General features: G+C 72.5%; 19 protein-coding genes. 12 read left to right on the top strand and 7 right to left on the bottom strand.

What is annotated here, in order from left to right; all coding sequences use genetic code 11:
• Positions 1-61: 61 nt before the first annotated feature.
• Positions 62-577 carry an STAS domain-containing protein gene (locus ABGB21_RS31025; protein ID WP_347654604.1) on the bottom strand — a complete coding sequence of 172 codons (516 nt, stop codon included), beginning with the start codon at positions 575-577 and terminating at the stop codon, positions 62-64.
• 148 nt (positions 578-725) lie between these two features.
• Here ABGB21_RS31025 and ABGB21_RS31030 point away from each other — a divergent pair, with 148 nt between their 5' ends.
• The 4 genes from ABGB21_RS31030 to ABGB21_RS31045 all read left to right on the top strand — a co-directional run bounded on the left by ABGB21_RS31030 (position 726) and on the right by ABGB21_RS31045 (position 4076).
• The gene (locus tag ABGB21_RS31030) at positions 726-1439 is read left to right on the top strand and encodes a GAF and ANTAR domain-containing protein (RefSeq protein WP_347654605.1); all 714 of its coding nucleotides are present in this window, start codon (positions 726-728) and stop codon (positions 1437-1439) included.
• 105 nt (positions 1440-1544) lie between these two features.
• Positions 1545-1997, top strand: coding sequence for a DUF4383 domain-containing protein (locus ABGB21_RS31035; protein WP_347654606.1), 453 nt, complete (start codon positions 1545-1547; stop codon positions 1995-1997).
• A gap of 13 nt (positions 1998-2010) precedes the next feature.
• Complete coding sequence (locus ABGB21_RS31040; protein ID WP_347654607.1) at positions 2011-2727, top strand: DUF2071 domain-containing protein; 717 nt, start codon at positions 2011-2013, stop codon at positions 2725-2727.
• A 104-nt stretch (positions 2728-2831) separates the two neighbouring features.
• A complete protein-coding gene (locus ABGB21_RS31045; protein WP_347654608.1) occupies positions 2832-4076 on the top strand; it encodes a cytochrome P450 in 1245 nt (414 codons plus the stop codon).
• A gap of 4 nt (positions 4077-4080) precedes the next feature.
• On the opposite strand, the gene ABGB21_RS31050 is transcribed toward ABGB21_RS31045, so the two are convergent.
• Positions 4081-4530 (bottom strand): SSI family serine proteinase inhibitor, encoded by a 450-nt coding sequence (locus ABGB21_RS31050; RefSeq protein ID WP_347654609.1) that lies wholly within the window; start codon positions 4528-4530, stop codon positions 4081-4083.
• A gap of 199 nt (positions 4531-4729) precedes the next feature.
• On the opposite strand from ABGB21_RS31050, the gene ABGB21_RS31055 reads away from it, so the two are divergent.
• From ABGB21_RS31055 to ABGB21_RS31075, 5 genes are all read left to right on the top strand, one after another.
• Positions 4730-5347, top strand: a complete 618-nt coding sequence (locus ABGB21_RS31055; protein WP_347680783.1) for a hypothetical protein — start codon at positions 4730-4732, stop codon at positions 5345-5347.
• Entirely contained in the window at positions 5331-6065 is a 735-nt protein-coding gene (locus ABGB21_RS31060; protein ID WP_347654611.1) for an OmpA family protein, read from the top strand. Before ABGB21_RS31055 ends, ABGB21_RS31060 begins: the two co-directional genes overlap by 17 nt.
• A 92-nt stretch (positions 6066-6157) precedes the next feature.
• On the top strand, positions 6158-6490 hold the full coding sequence (locus tag ABGB21_RS31065; RefSeq protein ID WP_347654612.1) for a putative quinol monooxygenase: 333 nt from the start codon (positions 6158-6160) through the stop codon (positions 6488-6490).
• A 533-nt stretch (positions 6491-7023) separates the two neighbouring features.
• The gene (locus tag ABGB21_RS31070) at positions 7024-7896 is read left to right on the top strand and encodes an LLM class F420-dependent oxidoreductase (RefSeq protein ID WP_347680785.1); all 873 of its coding nucleotides are present in this window, start codon (positions 7024-7026) and stop codon (positions 7894-7896) included.
• Between the two features lie 249 nt (positions 7897-8145).
• The gene (locus ABGB21_RS31075; protein WP_347654614.1) at positions 8146-8523 is read left to right on the top strand and encodes a hypothetical protein; all 378 of its coding nucleotides are present in this window, start codon (positions 8146-8148) and stop codon (positions 8521-8523) included.
• A gap of 62 nt (positions 8524-8585) precedes the next feature.
• Here ABGB21_RS31075 and ABGB21_RS31080 read toward each other — a convergent pair whose 3' ends face one another.
• Positions 8586-9227 carry a TetR/AcrR family transcriptional regulator gene (locus tag ABGB21_RS31080; RefSeq protein ID WP_347654615.1) on the bottom strand — a complete coding sequence of 214 codons (642 nt, stop codon included), beginning with the start codon at positions 9225-9227 and terminating at the stop codon, positions 8586-8588.
• A gap of 112 nt (positions 9228-9339) precedes the next feature.
• Between ABGB21_RS31080 and ABGB21_RS31085 the strand changes: the two genes are divergently transcribed.
• Both ABGB21_RS31085 and ABGB21_RS31090 read left to right on the top strand, forming a co-directional pair.
• Positions 9340-10563 carry a DUF418 domain-containing protein gene (locus ABGB21_RS31085; RefSeq protein WP_347654616.1) on the top strand — a complete coding sequence of 408 codons (1224 nt, stop codon included), beginning with the start codon at positions 9340-9342 and terminating at the stop codon, positions 10561-10563.
• Positions 10564-10723: 160 nt separating this feature from the next.
• Positions 10724-11218 carry a nucleoside-diphosphate kinase gene (locus ABGB21_RS31090; RefSeq protein ID WP_347654617.1) on the top strand — a complete coding sequence of 165 codons (495 nt, stop codon included), beginning with the start codon at positions 10724-10726 and terminating at the stop codon, positions 11216-11218.
• 65 nt (positions 11219-11283) lie between these two features.
• On the opposite strand, the gene ABGB21_RS31095 is transcribed toward ABGB21_RS31090, so the two are convergent.
• The 4 genes from ABGB21_RS31095 to ABGB21_RS31110 all read right to left on the bottom strand — a co-directional run bounded on the left by ABGB21_RS31095 (position 11284) and on the right by ABGB21_RS31110 (position 15406).
• Complete coding sequence (locus tag ABGB21_RS31095) at positions 11284-11901, bottom strand: ATP/GTP-binding protein (RefSeq protein ID WP_347680787.1); 618 nt, start codon at positions 11899-11901, stop codon at positions 11284-11286.
• Positions 11882-12268 (bottom strand): DUF742 domain-containing protein, encoded by a 387-nt coding sequence (locus ABGB21_RS31100; RefSeq protein WP_347654619.1) that lies wholly within the window; start codon positions 12266-12268, stop codon positions 11882-11884. Before ABGB21_RS31100 ends, ABGB21_RS31095 begins: the two co-directional genes overlap by 20 nt.
• 7 nt (positions 12269-12275) lie before the next feature.
• On the bottom strand, positions 12276-12695 hold the full coding sequence (locus ABGB21_RS31105; RefSeq protein WP_347654620.1) for a roadblock/LC7 domain-containing protein: 420 nt from the start codon (positions 12693-12695) through the stop codon (positions 12276-12278).
• Between the two features lie 74 nt (positions 12696-12769).
• Positions 12770-15406 carry a nitrate- and nitrite sensing domain-containing protein gene (locus ABGB21_RS31110; RefSeq protein ID WP_347680789.1) on the bottom strand — a complete coding sequence of 879 codons (2637 nt, stop codon included), beginning with the start codon at positions 15404-15406 and terminating at the stop codon, positions 12770-12772.
• 457 nt (positions 15407-15863) lie between these two features.
• Between ABGB21_RS31110 and ABGB21_RS31115 the strand changes: the two genes are divergently transcribed.
• Positions 15864-16535 carry a GNAT family N-acetyltransferase gene (locus ABGB21_RS31115; RefSeq protein WP_347654622.1) on the top strand — a complete coding sequence of 224 codons (672 nt, stop codon included), beginning with the start codon at positions 15864-15866 and terminating at the stop codon, positions 16533-16535.
• Positions 16536-16589: the final 54 nt, after the last annotated feature.

Below are 16589 nucleotides of genomic sequence, written 5' to 3' on the forward strand. Positions count from 1 at the left end.
CGGCCGGAATGGGCGGTCGAGGTGTGTGGTCGGAGGACCGACCGACCCGGATCGGGCCGGGTCAGTACCGCAGCCCGAGGACGTCCTCGACGTTGGCCAGGTGCAGGATGCGGCGGGTGATGCCGTGCGCGTTGCGGACCGCGAACCGGGTGCCGGTCTGGGTGGCCCGGTGCTGCGCGGCGAGGAGGGCGTGCAGCCCGGCGGCGCTGAAGAAGGTGACCCGCGCGAGGTCGCAGCAGACCTGGTCGTGGCCCTCGACGGCGTGCACCAGCGAGCGTCGCAGCAGGGGTGCGGTGGTCAGGTCCACCTCGCCGACGGCGGAGAGGACCGGGAGCTTCCCGGGCGACGTCGGGCGGGCCTCCGGCCCGGCGGCGTCGAGTGTCCCGGTGGCTTCGAGATGGTGCCGGACCGTCAGCGGCGGGGTGGCCAGGCGGGGGCCGGCGGCCGTCCCGACGTGGTTGTCGGCCGGCCCGGAGCGGTTGTCGACCCGGTCGACGTGGTTGCGGGCCGGGCCGGAGCGTTCCCGGGCCGGGTGGGCGTTGTCGCCGGAAGTCGGGGGGAGGGTTCGTTCGGACACGGGGCACCAGCCTCTCTCGGCGTAGGCAAGAGCAGCATGGGCACGTGGCTTGACCCACGGTCGAGTGTACGGCGGTGCCAGCCCCTCTGCCCAGGCGGGACGTCCTGGGCAGGCGATCGTGGCACGTTTCGTCGTATGCTCGGACGGGATGGCAGCGTCACATCTGGAACCGATCGACGCGCTCGCCGAACTGAGTCAGATCAAGCTCGGCGAGACGGATCTGCGCGGTGTCCAGGAGTCGATCGTCGGGTTGGCGAAGCGCACGGTTCCGGGTACCCGTGCGGTTTCGGTCACCCTGGTGCAGGGCACCGAGGCCCACACCGTCGCCGCCACCGGTCCCCTCGCCGTGCAGTTGGAGACCTGGCAGTACGAGCACGGCAGCGGTCCGTGCCTGGACGCCGCCGAGGCCGGTGGCACGGTCTCGATCCCGGACACCTCGGCCGAGCCCCGCTGGCCGGACTGGGCCGCACAGGCCCACGCCGAGGGGATCCGCAGCCTGCTCTCGATCGGACTGCCGGTGCAGGAGGCCGTCGTCGGTGCCCTCAACATGTACGGCGCCGTACCGGACGCCTTCGACGAGGATTCCATCAACCTGGCCCGGACCTTCGCCGGGTACGCCGCCGTGGCGCTGGCCAACGCCCACCTGTACGACGCCACCAGCACCGTCGTACGCCAGCTGCGCACCGCGATGGAGAGCCGGGCGGTCATCGAACAGGCCAAGGGGATCATCATGGGCGACCGGCGCTGTACCGCAGACGAGGCGTTCGCCCTGCTGGTCAAGGTCTCCCAGGACTCGAACCGGAAGGTCCGGGACGTCGCCGCCAGGCTCGTCGCCGAGGCCAACCAGCCGCGCCGGAGCTGACGCCGGCCGGTCCGCTCGACCACCCCGGATCCGGACGGCCCGGCCTGTTTCGGACCACAGTCGATGGGAACAGGACACCATCGATTCCCGCAGGAGGTGGGCGGCATGGCAGGTGACTCGTACCCGGGGACGGCCGAGGCGAAAGACGATCGTTTGCTCCTGGTGCGCAAGCTCGCCGGGGCCGTCGCCGTGGTTTTCCTCCTGGCCGGAATCGCCGGTTTCATCCCCGGAATCACCACCCACTACGGGGACCTGACGTTCGCCGGACACGGTTCCGGGGCGAAACTGTTCAACGTCTTCCAGGTGTCGATCCTGCACAACCTCGTACACCTCGCCTTCGGTGTCGTCGGGCTGCTGATGGCCCGTACCGTGCCCGGCGCGCGGCTGTTCCTGGTCGGCGGCGGCGCGGTCTACCTGGTGCTCTGGCTCTACGGCCTGGTGATCGACCACGGAAGCGGGGCCAACTTCCTGCCGGTGGACGGCGCGGACAACTGGCTGCATCTCGGTCTGGGCCTCGGGATGATCGTCCTGGGGTTGGCCTCCGGCGAGCGCGACTGACCCCGGACGCGTCGTGCAGGCACCCCCGTCGCCCCGGATCAGCCGGCCCGTCATGTACCACCGCTGGGACCGGATCACCTTCCTGCACTGGCGGTACCCGCCGGAGGCGGTCCAGCCGATGCTCCCTCCGGAACTACGGGTGGAGACCTTCGACGGTGCCGCCTGGGTCGGCCTGACCCCGTTCCTCATGCGCGGGGTCCGGGCACCCGCCGTACCGGCCCTGCCGTGGCTGTCGGTGTTCCCGGAGACCAACGTCCGGACGTACGCGCGGGACGGGCGGGGACGTAACGGGATCTGGTTCCTGTCGCTGGACGCGGCACGGCTGCCGGCGGTGCTCGCCGCCCGCGCCACGTACGCCCTGCCCTACCACTGGTCTCGGATGTCGGTACGGTACGACGACGACCTGGTCGGCTACCGGTGCCGCCGGCGGTGGCCCGGCCCGGCCGGCCGGCGTTGCGATGTCGACGTACGACTGGGTCCGCCGTTGACCGAGGCGGAGCGGGACCCGCTGGCGCACTTCCTCACCGCCCGGTACCGGCTCTTCACCCGGATCGGTGGTCGGCTCGCCGCCGCCGAGGTGGAACATCCCGACTGGCTGTTGCGGCACGTGGAACCGCTCCGACTCGACCAGGACCTGCTGGTCGGAACAGGGCTGCCCGCGCCGGACGGTGCGCCGCTCGCCCACGCCTCCCCGGGCGTGCCGGTCCGGGTGGGGCTCTGGCATTGGTGACCCCGGTGCCGCCCGCCTCGGGTGCCGCCGTCCTGTGGGCGGCCGGCTCGGGTGCCGTCGGCGCGGGGTTTCGCCAGCTGGGTGTCCGGGCAAGTCTCCGCCTCATGAGCACCTCGCACCGCCCCGTCACCGCGGGCGCCTCCGGGCTGGTTGCCCACGGGTACGGATGGCTGCCCAACCTGCGCAGACGCAGCGGCGCGCAGGCCGTGCGGTTCCGGCTCACCGGTCAGCGGGTGCTGGCACTGTCCGGGCCCGACGCCGTCCGGTTCTTCTACGACGACAACCACATCCGGCGGGCCGGAGCGCTGCCGGAGCCGGTGCAGAGCACCCTGTTCGGCCGGGGCGCGGTGCACACCCTCGACGGCGAACTCCACCGCCACCGTAAGGCGATGTTCATGTCGCTGATGACCGGGGCGGGGATCGACCGGTTGGTCGGTCATGCCACCACGGCCTGGGACGAGGTGTTCGACCCGGGGCGGCGACACTCGGCGGTGGTGCTCTTCGACGAGGCGGCCCGGATCCTGACCCGGGCGGTTTGCCGCTGGGCGGGTGTCTCGCTGGCGCCGGGCGATGTCGCGCCGCTCGCCGCCGACCTGGTGGCGCTGGTCGACGGGTTCGGCACCCTCGGGCCGCGGCACTGGCGCGCCCGACGGGCCCGTCAGCGGCGGGAGCGGTGGCTGGCGGACCTGGTCGACCAGGTGCGCGACGGTGTGCTCGACGTACCCGAGGAGTCGGCCTGCGTGGCGGTGGCCCGGCACCGGGCGACCAATGGTGAGTTGCTGCCGCCCCGGGTGGCGGCGGTGGAACTGCTCAACGTGCTCAGACCGACCGTCGCGGTCTGCTGGTACGTCATGTTCGCCGCACACGCCCTGCACCGCTGGCCCGCGCAGCGCGCCCGGCTGCGGGCCGGCGACCCGGGGTACGCCGAGGCGTTCGCCCACGAGGTCCGGCGCTTCTACCCGTTCGCGCCGTTCGTCGGCGGCCGGGCGGTCACCGACCTGACCTGGCAGGGCGAGTCCGTTCCGGCCGGTGCCCTGGTGCTGCTCGACCTGTACGGCCAGAACCACGACCCGCAGCTGTGGCCGGAACCGTACGTCTTCGACCCGACGCGCTTCCACGACCGGGAGCCGGGTGCCGTCGACCTGGTGCCGCAGGGCGGTGGCAGCCCGTACACCGGGCACCGGTGTCCGGGCGAGGCGATCACCGTGGCCCTGCTGGCCGCGTTCGCGGACCGCCTCGCCCGACTCGGGTACGTCGTCCCGGAGCAGGATCTCGGCATTCCACTGCACCGCATTCCGACCCGGGTGCGCAGCGGTTTTGTCCTGGTGCCCCACGCCGGGGGAGAGTGACCGGTCAGGGCGTCCTGCCGTCCAGCGGAATCCGGAACACGTGTCCGTGCGACGTCACCGCGCAGCCCTCGTTCGACACCTCCTCGGTCCAGTACACCGGCTCGTCCCGGACGACCCCCGAGACGCTGATGTCGACCGGCTGCCAGACGCCCGCGCAGCCGGCGTTCAGCGGCGGGATGGCGGCGATGTCACCCTTGACCGCCTCGACCTCGGTGCAGGCCTCCGCCGGGTACGGGTGCTCGTTGCCCGGCCCCACGCAGCGGAGCAGGACGACAACCGGTTCGGTGCGCTTGCTGGGGCCGGGACCCTTGGGCGCTCCGACCACCACGTGCAGTGACGTGACCGCCGGGGTGACGGGGTCGACGAGGTCGGCGTTCGCGGCGCTGGTGGAGAATCCGGCCGCCATGCCGACTCCCATGACGAGCGTGCCGAGGGCGGCAGCGGGCTTCCTCATGTCTCCTCCGTTCGATTGATGGACATCGATTCAAACAGGTTAACCCAGAGTTTCGGGTTCGTGCCGTCCCGTTTCGGCTCCCCAGTTCGTGCCAACCGGAACCCGCTGCTCGGCCGGGGCGACCCCCGGGTGCCTACGGTCAGCCCGGTCGGTTTCGACGCCGGAAACCGACCGGTAGCGGAACCAGGGAGGAAGACTCGTGCGTGTGTCCAGGGTGGCCATCGTCGGCGTACTCACGCTGGCCGTGGCGCTGCCGCTGACCGGATGTGGGATCCTCGGTGGCGACGACGGGGCGACCGGCCCCGCAGCCGGCTCCACCGCAGCCGGCTCCACCGCAGCCGGCGGTACCGCCGCCGGCGAGCCGGAGCCGCTGGGTGCGGTCATCGCCACCCGGGAGATCGAGGTCGAGGAGAGCGGCCGGACCGTCCCGCTCCGGGTCGAGCTCCACCAGCTCCGTCGGGACACCGGGTTTGTCACCGTCAACCTGCGGATGACCAACACCGGCCCGGAGGGCGGGCAGCGTTGGCAGATCGCGGACGAGTTCGCCGGTGAGACGGTCGGGCACACCATGGCCGGGGTGTCGCTGGTCGACCGGAAGAACCGCAGGCAGTACCTGGTCGCCCGGGTCGCCAGCCCCGGAACCGGCGGGGCCGACCGGGAGTTGTACCTCTGCTCGGCCAACCTCGCCGGGGTGTTCGTCCAACCCGGGCAGTCGGTCCAGCTGTACGCCGTCTTCGGGGCCCCACCCGACGACGTCCGGGCGGTCGATGTCGTGGTGCCGAACGTTCCGATCTTCGAAAATGTCCCGCTCGGCTGACCGGCGGGCCGGTCGGACCACGGTCACGGCCCGCCCGGCCCCGACCTGGCTTCCGGCGCTGGTCGGCGCGGTGTTCGCGATCGAGCTGGCGGTGACCTGCCTCGCGCCGGCGATCGCCCGTGCGGAGCCCACCGGCCCGGCGACGTCCGGCCCGGTTGTCGCCCGCGCGGAGCCCACCGGCCCGGCTCCGACCGCCGGTGTCGTGCCGGGGCCCGAGGTGCCCGACAACGCCCCGGTGGTCGCTCCGGTCGTCGACCTCGCCGCGCCGGCCGTCGACCTGGCGACCCCGGCCCGGGACATCTACGTGCGCAGCGGTGACGTGGAGGGGAGCATCCGGGAGGCGGAGACCGGGAAACGCGTCGAGGTGACGCTCGACGCCGACGTACTCTTCGAATTCGGTAGCGCCGCGCTGTCTACGGCGGCCCGCGAACGGCTCAGCACGGTCGCCGGACGGCTCCGGGACCAGGCCAGGGGGACGGTGCGGATCGACGGCCACACGGACGCGATCGGCGACGACGCGTCGAATCTGGAACTGTCCCGGCGGCGTGCCGAGGCGGTCCGGGACGTGCTCCGCGACGCGCTCACCGGTACCGCCCTCAGCTTCGAGGTGCACGGCCACGGCGAGAGCCGTCCGGTGGCGCCGAACGTCCGGGACGGCCGGGACAACCCGGCGGGACGGGCCCGGAACCGACGGGTCGAGATCCGCTTCGACCGGTGACCGGTCGACCTCACTAGGCTCGGTTCGGCCTCACCAGGCCCGGCGGGCGTGACCCGGTCACGTCGCGCGAGACGTCGTACGAGGAGAAACCGATGATCTTCATTACCGCGAAGTTCCGAGTGCTGCCGGAGTACGCCGACCGGTGGCCCGAGATCGCCGCCGAGTTCACCACGGCGACCCGGGCCGAACCCGGCTGCCTGTGGTTCGAGTGGTCCCGCAGCGTCACCGACCCGACCGAGTACGTCCTGGTCGAGGCGTTCCGTGACGGCGACGCCGGTGCCGCGCACGTGCAGTCGGAACACTTCCGCACCGCCCAGCGGACGCTGCCGCCCCACCTCGCCGAGACCCCCCGGATCGTGAACACCACGGTTCCGCAGGACGACTGGTCGGAACTCGGCGAGATGGCGGTGCCCGACCGGAGTTGAGGGCGCGGAAGGGCCACTGTCCGAGCTCTGGTACGACAAGCACAGGCAGGAGTACGCGGCCGGGCGCGACGAGTGGGGCAACTGCTTCCGCCACGTGGGCGTTGACTGATCGGGGTGCGGCCGCTTCCGGCGGTCGCACCTCTTTCCTTTCGACCATCTGGTCCTGCCGACCCGGCGCTGGTCCGGGCCGTGGTGGACGCCTTCGCGGACGGGCTGCGCGGGCGGGGCCCGGGGTTGGCGGACGCGTCGGGTGACTGGCGCGGGCCCAAGTACGTCGGTCACCTGGTCGCTGATCCGCCGCCACCGGGCGGGCGGGCTCGACGTTGTGGCCTTCGACCACCCCACGGTCTGACGTTGCGTCCACAACGGGTGGCCGTCCCTGTTCGGCGGGATCCGAGGTCACACCACGAACGGCGACCGCCGTGTTGGTTAGGGTGGTTGGCGGGCGCCTGCCCCGGTTTCGGCCGCTCTTCCCGGGAAGGGTGGCACGGCCGACGCCGGGCGCTCCAACCGTGGAAGGAGCGCCGGAGAGCATGGAACTCGGTCTGCAGATCCCCAACTTCACCTGGCCGAACGGCCCTGCCGGACTCGGTGGTGACCTGGCCGCGATCGCCCGTACCGCAGATCAGGTGGGCTTCGGCTACCTGGCGGTGATGGACCACTTCTTCCAGATCCGTGGAGTGGGCCCGAGCGAGGCGGAGATGCTGGAGGCGTACAGCACGCTCGGGTTCCTCGCCGCGCACACCGAGCGCGCCACCCTGCTGACCCTGATCACCGGGGTGCACCACCGGCCGGCCGGACTGCTGGCCAAGACCCTCACCACCCTGGACGTCCTCTCCGGCGGCCGGCTGATGCTCGGCATCGGGGCCGGTTGGAACGAGGAGGAGTCACGCGGCCTCGGCTTCCCGTTCCCGCCGCTCGCGCAACGGTACGAGCTGCTCGAGGAGACCCTGCGCTACCTGTTGCAGATGTGGTCCGACGACGACGGACCGTTCACCGGCCGGCACATCCGGGCCGATCGGCTGCTCAACTCGCCGCAGCCGCTGACCCGGCCGCACCCACCGATCATGATCGGTGGCGGGGGTGAGAAGAAGACGTTGCGGCTGGTGGCGCGGTACGCCCAGGCGTGCAACCTGTTCAACACCCCGGAACTGGGGCACAAGCTCGACGTACTGCGACGGCACTGCGAGGCCGAGGGGCGGGACTACAACGAGATCACCAAGACCGTCTACCAGTTGATGGACATCGGGGAGAACGGCGAGAAGGTCGGCGAGCTGGTCGAGGAACTGCACCGGTTGCACGACCTCGGCTTCGGGATGGCCATCGGCGCCGTACCCCAGTTGCCCCGGCTGGACGTGCTGGAGCGGATCGGCGCCGAGGTCATCCCGGTCGTCCGGCAGTTCTGACCCGGCCACGTCGACCATGTCGGCGGCTGCCCGCCCGCCGGCCACACCCCGGAGCCCGGCGGGCGCGCCGGGGTGTGCGACGGCCCGAAGCCCGTGTCTGGGGCCGCAAGACGGGAGAAAACCTCACAATCCGCCTCCCGGCGGTCCGTCCCGGTGGCAGCATCACGGGGTGGAAGGGCACCCCTCGAAAGCCTGCCAGGGGTGTCGTGGTCGGGCCGGTTCCGGCCGACCGGACGGGAGGGAACCGCCATGGGTGACATGCGCAGCGGCAACACCACGAGTGACCCGGCGGGCGTCACCGCCACGGACCGCTCGAGCGCGCCCGGCCTGGAACGGGCCGATGGCCAGGGAGCCGCCTCCCGGTCCGGATCCGGGACGTTCGGCCGGCGGCTCCGGGGCCGTCCGGTTCCGCTCGCCGCCGCGGCGGCGGTCGCGGCGGTGGCCGGGGTGGTGGTCGAGCGCCGACGGCGCAGAGCCGCGGCCCGCCGGGCCGAGGGCTGGAACGTCGACCGGCTGATCCGGCTGGCCCGCCCGGTGGCGCCGTGGTGGTCCGCCGCGGCCGGCTCGGTGCGCCGGATTTCCGGATCCCGACTGGCCCAGACGGCGACGCGCCGGGGGCGCTCCTGATCCGCAGGTGTGTCGGCACGGCTGGCGAGGCGGTGTGTCGCGGGCGTGCCGCCCCGGGGCCGTCAGCGGGATTCCGGCCCCTCCGGTCGGTGACCCGTTGGCCGGACCCCGACGGCGGGCAGGATCGCCTGGTCGACGATGGCCGCGATCAGCCGTCGGTCCGGTAGTTGGCCGTGGTCCGTGGCGTGTTTGAGTACCAGCGCCTCCCCGATGTCGGTCACCACCGGGGTGACCAGGGTCGGGTCGAGGTCCCCCCGTGCCGCGTAGTGCAGCAGGACGGTCCGGGTGAAGGTGCCTCCCCGGGCGTCGAAGACCCGGGTGTAGAGCGCGTCGACCAGGTCCGGATGGCGGTGGCGTTCCACCATGATCATCGCGACCGCGTTGGCGGCCGGGGTGATCAGCCAGGTGACGAGTTGTTCCAGGGCGCGGATCAGGTCGCCGCGCAGGTCGTCCGCGCCCGGGGTCGGGGTCTCCTGCGGGTGGGCGTCGTGCAGCGCGTCCAACAGCAGTTCGCGGGGTGAGGACCAGCGGCGGTACAGCGAGGTCTTGGCGGTCGCCGCCCGTTTCGCGATGCCCTCCATGGTGAGCCCGCCGATACCGACCTCGGCCACCTCGGTCAGCACCGCGGCGTGGATGGCCCGGATCAGTTCTTCCCCGCGTCGGCGGCCGCGACCGGCCGTGGTGCCGGGCCCTTCTTCGCCCATACTGACTCCCACCTAAGAAACGCTTGCGTATCTTAATGCGCTGCGTTTAGATACGCATGCGTAGCTTATCTGCTCGCTGTTTCCGTTGATCCTCCAGCAGAACAGGTGGACCATGTCAAAACTCGCCAGCGGCGCGGAGCGGAAAGCGCCGCCGACCGACCAGTCCGTACCAACGGTCCGGTCGCTGGCCCCCGACCTCGCCCGGGGCACGATGCTGCTGCTCATCGCCCTTGCCCACGCCCACATGTACCGCTACGGCGAAGCGACCGGCTTCCGTGGCTACGCCCTCGACGGCAGCCTGCCCGACCGGCTCGTCGCACTGCTCCAGGTCCTCCTCGTGGACGGTCGCGCCCTGCCCATGTTCGCCGCGCTCTTCGGCTACAGCCTGGTCCGGCTGGCCGACCGGCGGTCCGCCGCCGGTGCCGACTGGCCGACGGTACGGGCCCTGCTGCGCCGACGCAGCCGTTGGCTGATCGCCTTCGGATTCGTCCACGCGCTGCTGCTGTTCTTCGGTGACATCCTGGCCGCCTACGGACTGCTCGGGCTGCTCCTGGTCAGCATGCTGCGCGCCCGGGACCGTACCCTGCTCCGGGTCGCCGCCCTCTGGACGCTGGTCTTCGTGGCCGTTGCCACCCTGCCGCCGCTCGGCATCATCGAAAACGGGTCGACGCCGCTGCCGACCGGGCTGGCGTCCCCGGTCGAGGCACTCGGCGCCCGGCTCGTCACCTGGACGTTCCTGACCCCGATGCTGGCCATGGACGTGGTCACGCCCCTGCTGCTCGGCATCTGGGCGGCCCGCCGCCGACTGCTCGACGAACCCGGCCGGCATCGTGCGCTGCTGCGCCGGATCGCGCTGCTCGGCGTCTCCGCCACGGTGCTCGGCGGCGCCCCGCTGGCCCTCATCGACGCCGGGATCTGGACCGGCTGGACGGCGGCCACCGCCGTACCGGCGTACGTCCTGCACAGCGTGACCGGGATCGCCGGCGGGCTCGGCTACGCCGCGCTGGCCGGACTCGTCGCCCACCGGCGGGCCGCCGCCCCCGGCCGGATCGTCACCGCGCTCGCCGCCTGCGGACAGCGCTCGTTGACCTGCTACCTGCTCCAGTCGGTGGCGTTCGTCCTGATCTTCGTCCCGTACCTCGGCGGGGTCGGCGGACGGATCGGCGACGCGGGGGCCTCGGCGGTAGCCGCCGCGGTCTGGCTCGGCACCGTGCTGCTCGCCGACACGATGCGCCGCGCCGACTGGCGTGGTCCGGCCGAGGTGCTGCTGCGTCGGCTCAGCTACCGGACCGGACGCCCGGCTGGGGAGCGGGACCGGATCGCCGTGCCCGGTTGAGCCCCCGGCCGGTGGTCGGTGGCACCGGAACACCGGATCCGGGCCTACTACTATCGTGATCTCAGCGGCCCGTCGCTGGAGCGTGCGACGACCGGATCTCGGGGCAGCCGGACGATCCAGCTCGTCAGGGCCCGACCAGTTGATCGAGGAAGGGGCCACGGTGGCGGCCACAGAACGTACTCTTGTCCTGCTCAAACCCGACGCGGTCGCGCGAGGCCTGACCGGGCGCCTGGTGCAGCGGTTCGAGGACGCCGGCCTGAAGATCGTCGGCCTGAAGATGAAGCACATGGACGCGGACTTCACCCGCAAGCACTACTTCGACCTCGAGGAGCGCTTCGGCAAGGGGGTGTACGACGCCACCGCCACCTACATGCAGCAGGGGCCGGTCGTCGCCCTGCTGCTGGAGGGGGTCGACGCGGTGGCCAACGTCCGCCGGATGATCGGGCCGACCTTCCCGGCCCAGGCCGCGCCGGGCACCATCCGGGGCGACTTCGCGCACATGTCGAAGGCGTACGCCGAGGGCACCGGCAAGGCCGTCGCCAACCTGGTGCACGCCTCGGGCAGTGTCGACGAGGCGAAGTACGAGGCGCAGCTCTGGTTCGCCGACGAGGAGCAGTTCGACTACCAGACCCTCGCCGAGCGGTACGTCTTCTGACCTGGAACCCAACGGCCGGCCCGTCGGACCTCCGTGAGGTCTGACGGGCCGTCTGCCGGCCTCCCTCAGCCGGCGGTCGCCTGTCGGGCGGCCCGGTGACTGCGCATCGCGTGCTGGAGGACGGAGATCAGCACCTCCTTGCCGGACTCGCGGTTCCGCGCGTCGCAGAGCAGCACCGGTACACCCGGATCCAGGCTCAACGCCTGCTTGACCTCGTCGAGTTCGTACCGGCGGGCGCCCTCGAAACAGTTGACCGCGACGATGAACGGCGTGCCGTGCTTCTCGAAGTAGTCGACGGACGGGAAACAGTCAGCCAGCCTCCGGGTGTCCGCGAGCACCACGGCGCCGAGCGCGCCCAGGGCCAGTTCGTCCCAGACAAACCAGAAGCGATCCTGCCCGGGCGTGCCGAACAGGTACAGCACCAGGCTTTCGGTGATGGTGATCCGGCCGAAGTCCATCGCCACGGTCGTGGTGTTCTTGCCCTCGACCCCGGACAGGTCGTCGACGCTGACCCCCTCCTCGGTGAGGAGTTCCTCCGTCCGCAGTGGCCGGGTCTCGCTGACCGCGCCGACCATCGTCGTCTTGCCGGCCCCGAATCCACCGGCGATCAGGATCTTGACCGCGGTCGGTACCTCGTCGGAGGCCCCGGGCCCGTCCGGGCGGTCAGAGTGCACGTAGCCCATTTATCACCTGTTCAAAGATGCTGTCGTCGGTCAGGACCGGGGTCGGTCGCGGCTCGATGACCCGGACGATGTGCCGTTCGAGCAGGTCGCCGAGGAGCACCCGGACGGTGCCGAGCGGTAGGTCCAGATGGGCGGCGACCTCGGCGACCGAGAGCCGCCGCTGGCAGAGCGTGACGATCGCCAGGTGTTCCGGGCCGAGCCCGATGTCCCGGCCGGTGACCCGGCGGACCGTGCTCACCTGGGAGATCAGGTCGAACCTGCCGGTCACCGGCCGGGCGCGACCCCGGGTCACCGCGTACGGTCGCACCACCGGGCCGGCGTGCTCGTCGACCCAGTGCACCTCGGACGGATCCTCCGGGGCGGTCATCTCGCTCTCACGGCCGGTCGACCGGCTGCTCGGGCGACCGACTGGTCGAGGCGAGGTACTTACCGGCCCGGGTCACCAGCATCGCCATCTCGTACGCGACCAGGCCGACGTCCGCGTCCTCCTCGGCCAGTACGGCCAGGCAGGCGCCGTGTCCGGCGGCGGTGACGAACAGGAACGCCGAGCGCCACTCGATGATGGTCTGCTGCACCGGACCGCCACCGAACCGTTTGCCCGCTCCCCGGGCCAGGCTCTGGACCCCGGACGCCACCGCGGCGAGGTGCTCGGCGTCGTCCCGTTCGAATCCCCGCGACGACGCCATCAGCAGGCCGTCGACGGAGAGCAGGATCGCATGCTGGGTCTGTTTCACCCGGCCGACCAGGTCGTCGAGCAACCAGGTCAGGTCGAGGTTCGACGCTGTCTTGTGCACGGGCTGACTGTCCCTCTCTCTACCGGTGGTATCGCTGTCCCCGCGACCCGGCCACGGCCGGGCGTCCGACGGAATCAGTGCGGAGGAGCCCCGTCGTCGGGCGGACGGGCCGCCTCGGAGCGTCCGCGTCGGGTGCCCGACTGGTAGGAACTCATCATCCGGCGGATCTCCTCCGGAGAGCGCGGCCCGTCCTCCTCCACCGGATCCGGATCGACCTGCTGCTCGCTGTTCCGCAGGGCCGGTGCGAGGTTCGCCTGGCGTACCCGGATGGGCAGCCCGGACGGGGTCGAACCGGCGTCGGGACCGGCTGTCGCCGCCGGTTGGCCGAGACCGCTGGCCGGGCCGACACCGCCGGCCGGCGGGGCGGCGGGGCGGCGCGGCGCGACATCGGCGGCGGACGGCGGGGCGGAGGCGGTGCCGGTGGACAGGTCAGCTCCGCCGGTCGCGGTCCCCGCTGGCGTCGCCGGCCCGCCCGGGGCGGCCGCGCCGAGGCCACGGTCCGGATACCGGCCCGGATCGGTTCGTGGATCCTGCTCTGGAAGATGGCGGCGTTCCTGCCGGGGGACCCGGGGCGGCTCCCGCCACCCGCCCGGCGCCTCGTCGCCCACCGGCGCCCGGCCCGGGTCGCCCGGTCCGGGCGACCGCCGGAGACCGCCGCCGGAGCCGACCCCTCCGGAGCCGATCCCTCCGGCGCCTGCGGCGGCGCCGATTCCGCCGGGTGGTCCGGCCGGAGCCACCGTCCCGGCCGGTTCGGGACCGCCGATGGCCCGGGTGGCACCGGCGGCGCCGGCGTACTGCCGGATCGCCGGGGACTCGCCGGACACCTCGGCCGGGCCCCCGCCGGGCCGGTCGCTGACCAGATTCGGCGGGATGAGCACCACCGCGGTGGTGCCCCCGTACGGCGACTCCTTGAGCCGGACCTTCACCCCGTGCCGCTCGCTGAGCCGGCTGACGACGTAGAGACCGAGCTGGGCCGCGCCGGCGAGGCTGAACTCGTACTCGCTGGCGATCCGGTCGTTGGCCGCGGCCCGGTCGTCGGCGCTCATGCCGAGCCCACGGTCCTCGATCTCGACGGCGTACCCGTTTGCGACCAACTGGCCGCTGACCTGGACCGCGGTGTGTGGGGGCGAGAAGGAGAGGGCGTTCTCGATCAGCTCGGCCAGCAGGTGGATGACGTCACCGACCGCCCGGCCGGCGAGCTCGACCGGCCCGGCGGGCAGCACGGTCACCCGGGTGTAGTCCTCGACCTCGGCGGCCGCCCCGCGCAGCACGTCGATCATCGGTACGTTGCGGCGCCAGGCCCGGCCCGGAGCGGCACCGGAGAGCACGATGAGGTTCTCCGCGTTGCGGCGCATCCGGGTGGCCAGGTGGTCGACCCGGAACAGGTCCTCCAACTCGTCCGGCTCGTTCTCCCGGCGCTCCATCGCGTCGAGCAGGGTCAGCTGACGGTGCAGCAGCGCCTGGGTACGCCGGGCCAGGCTGAGGAAGATGTCCCGGACACTGCGGCGCAGCTCGGCCTGCTCCACGGCGGTTCGCACGGCCGTGGACTGGGCGACGTTGAACGCCTGCGCCACCTGCCCGATCTCGTCTCGCCCCGCCTCGATCGGCGGCGCCTCCGCGTCGACGTCCACCGACTCGCCGCGACCGAGCCGGGCGACCAGGCCGGGCAGCCGGTCGTTGGCGAGGCGCAGCGCCGCCAGGCGGAGCTGTTCGAGCTGCCGGACCAGCGACCGGGCGGTGTTCACCGAGATGACGACGGCGATCAGGCCGAGGCCGGCCGCGATCAGCATCCGGACTATCGTGCCGATCGCGCCCGGGGTCGCCGCCCGGACCACCTCGTCGCCGCCGGCGATCTGGATCCGCTGCAGTTCGGCGAGGGCCGGGTCGATGGTGGCCCGCCACTGTTCGGCGGGGACGGCGGGACGACCGCCGGGGCGACCCCCGGCGATCAGCCGGTCCTCGACCGCCTGCAACTGGGCGGTCGGGCCCTGCGCCACCGACTGGCGGTACCGGTCCTGGTCGGCCCGGGGCAGCTCGGCCATGGCGTCCGCCGCCAACATCCGCCGCATGCCGATCAGCTGGACGACCCGGGCGTGCTCCGCGGCGGTGAGCCGGTCGGCGGCGTACGCCCCGGCGAGCAGCCCGTCTGTCTGGGACGCCAGCTCACGGGCCTTGCTGAAACGGATCAGGTTCTCCACCCGGCGGTCGATGTCCCCGGCGTCCAGGTTGCCGAGGGAACCGTAGATCCGGTAGATCGTGTCGATGTTGTCGCTGAAGGTCTCCGCCGCGGTCGTCCGGTCCACACTGCGGTTGTCGACCGCCGCCCGCAGACCCGCCAGGGCGTCCAACGTGGTGAGCGACTCGGCGACCCGGCGTTCCAGCTCCGGCCGGGCCGCGAACTCGGCCCACCAGCTCTGCGCGCGTTCCCGGAAGTGCGCCACGTCCGTGTCGACCGCGCGGCGGGCCTCGGCCAGCTGGTCGGGTGCGGACGGCTGCGGACTCCCCAGCTGGGCGAGGGTGAGCCGCCGTTCCTCCTGCAGGTGCAGGACCAGGGGCTCCGTCGGTGCGTAGACCCGGGCCTCGAGGGTCTGCACCCACAACAGGTTCAACCCGTCCCGGAGGGTGACCCAGGCGCCGAAGGCCCAGAGGCCGGTCAGCGTGACCAGCAGGGCGACTACCTTGGTACGCAGGCGCGAAGAGCGAAGGCCCATTACACCGTCCCGTGCCGGTCGGAAAACGGCTCACCGGCGGATCGGCGGCCATGGCTGTGTCGTGGGGTGCGGCGGCGTACGGCACGACGGTGGACCCCGCCCGGCGCATCCACGATCATTGAGTTCCCGGCGCACGGTAGCAGCGCCCGGTGTCCGTCTCAACCCTGGTTTGCGCCCAGATCGCCGGATTGCGCCCCCGAGGAAGGGCTGGCCTGCACTTCAGTGAAAAATGGGAATTCATCTCACGCGTCGGGTGGTCCCGGTCGTTGATCCGGCCGCTGCCGCCGGTGGTGTCACCGTCGCTGGTCGCCCCCGGTGGGCGACGCCGCACCGGATCCGCGCCGGTCTCTGCGGCTGGTCGGTCTGGGTAGGGTGGCCGGCAGCGGCCGGCCCACACCCGGAGTACGTTCCGTGGCGCGGCGTGCCGACCGCAGGCTCGGAAATGGGAGAGGGACGGATGCTCGACCGGCGACTACACCACCATCTGGTGACCTGGCTGGGGCAGTGGCCGGCCGGACAACCGTTGGACGTCGTCGGTTCCGAACGACGTACCCAGCCCGGCTGGGACGGTGCGACGTACCCGGTGCTCGGGGTCGGCACCCCGAGCGGAGTGGTGCTCTCCGTGCCACCGGGCCACGTCGCCGCCGTACGGGGGCTGGGTCGACTGTCGACGACGGAACTGCTGGCCCGGCTGCCCGAGGTGCTCGACCTGCCCGGCTGGTCCGGCTACCGGGCGGTCTTCCGGTACACGGTGAGGCCCGCGTCGACCGCCGACTGTGGCGAGTGGGTCGCCGCCGACGATCCGGTGTTGCCCTCCTGGCTGCGGCCGTTCGGTGGCGAGGTGCTGATCGCCCGGGCCGAGGACGGCGGATACGCCGCCGGCGTCGGGGTGAAGCGGCACGACGCGCACGGGCACGAACTGGCGGTCGGCACCGAGCCGGCGTACCGGGGGCGGGGGCTGGCCCGGCGGCTGGTGGCCCAGGCCGCGCGGCGGGTGCTGGACGAGGGTGCGGTCCCGACCTACCTGCACGCCACCGACAACCTGGGTTCGGCGCGGGTCGCCGAGGCCGCCGGTTTTCCCGACCGGGGCTGGTCGGTCTACGGCCTCGCCGAGCGGGACGGTGCCTGAGCCGCTCCCGACCGCCGACCTGCCGCGGGGGGGGGGGGGGGGGGGGGGGCCGCC

Origin of the sequence: Plantactinospora sp. B24E8 (assembly GCF_039871735.1) — a bacterium.
Lineage (GTDB): Bacteria > Actinomycetota > Actinomycetes > Mycobacteriales > Micromonosporaceae > Plantactinospora.

Bases quoted from the DNA above. Each gene is read 5' to 3' on its own strand.
- ABGB21_RS31035 (WP_347654606.1), top strand. From the start codon at position 1,545: ATGGCAGGTGACTCGTACCCGGGGACGGCCGAGGCGAAAGACGATCGT.
- ABGB21_RS31050 (WP_347654609.1), bottom strand. From the start codon at position 4,530: ATGAGGAAGCCCGCTGCCGCCCTCGGCACGCTCGTCATGGGAGTCGGC.
- ABGB21_RS31060 (WP_347654611.1), top strand. From the start codon at position 5,331: ATGTCCCGCTCGGCTGACCGGCGGGCCGGTCGGACCACGGTCACGGCC.
- ABGB21_RS31115 (WP_347654622.1), top strand. From the start codon at position 15,864: ATGCTCGACCGGCGACTACACCACCATCTGGTGACCTGGCTGGGGCAG.
- ABGB21_RS31080 (WP_347654615.1), bottom strand. From the start codon at position 9,227: ATGGGCGAAGAAGGGCCCGGCACCACGGCCGGTCGCGGCCGCCGACGC.
- ABGB21_RS31045 (WP_347654608.1), top strand. From the start codon at position 2,832: ATGAGCACCTCGCACCGCCCCGTCACCGCGGGCGCCTCCGGGCTGGTT.
- ABGB21_RS31065 (WP_347654612.1), top strand. From the start codon at position 6,158: ATGATCTTCATTACCGCGAAGTTCCGAGTGCTGCCGGAGTACGCCGAC.
- ABGB21_RS31075 (WP_347654614.1), top strand. From the start codon at position 8,146: ATGGGTGACATGCGCAGCGGCAACACCACGAGTGACCCGGCGGGCGTC.
- ABGB21_RS31085 (WP_347654616.1), top strand. From the start codon at position 9,340: ATGTCAAAACTCGCCAGCGGCGCGGAGCGGAAAGCGCCGCCGACCGAC.
- ABGB21_RS31095 (WP_347680787.1), bottom strand. From the start codon at position 11,901: ATGGGCTACGTGCACTCTGACCGCCCGGACGGGCCCGGGGCCTCCGAC.
- ABGB21_RS31100 (WP_347654619.1), bottom strand. From the start codon at position 12,268: ATGACCGCCCCGGAGGATCCGTCCGAGGTGCACTGGGTCGACGAGCAC.
- ABGB21_RS31110 (WP_347680789.1), bottom strand. From the start codon at position 15,406: ATGGGCCTTCGCTCTTCGCGCCTGCGTACCAAGGTAGTCGCCCTGCTG.
- ABGB21_RS31030 (WP_347654605.1), top strand. From the start codon at position 726: ATGGCAGCGTCACATCTGGAACCGATCGACGCGCTCGCCGAACTGAGT.
- ABGB21_RS31070 (WP_347680785.1), top strand. From the start codon at position 7,024: ATGGAACTCGGTCTGCAGATCCCCAACTTCACCTGGCCGAACGGCCCT.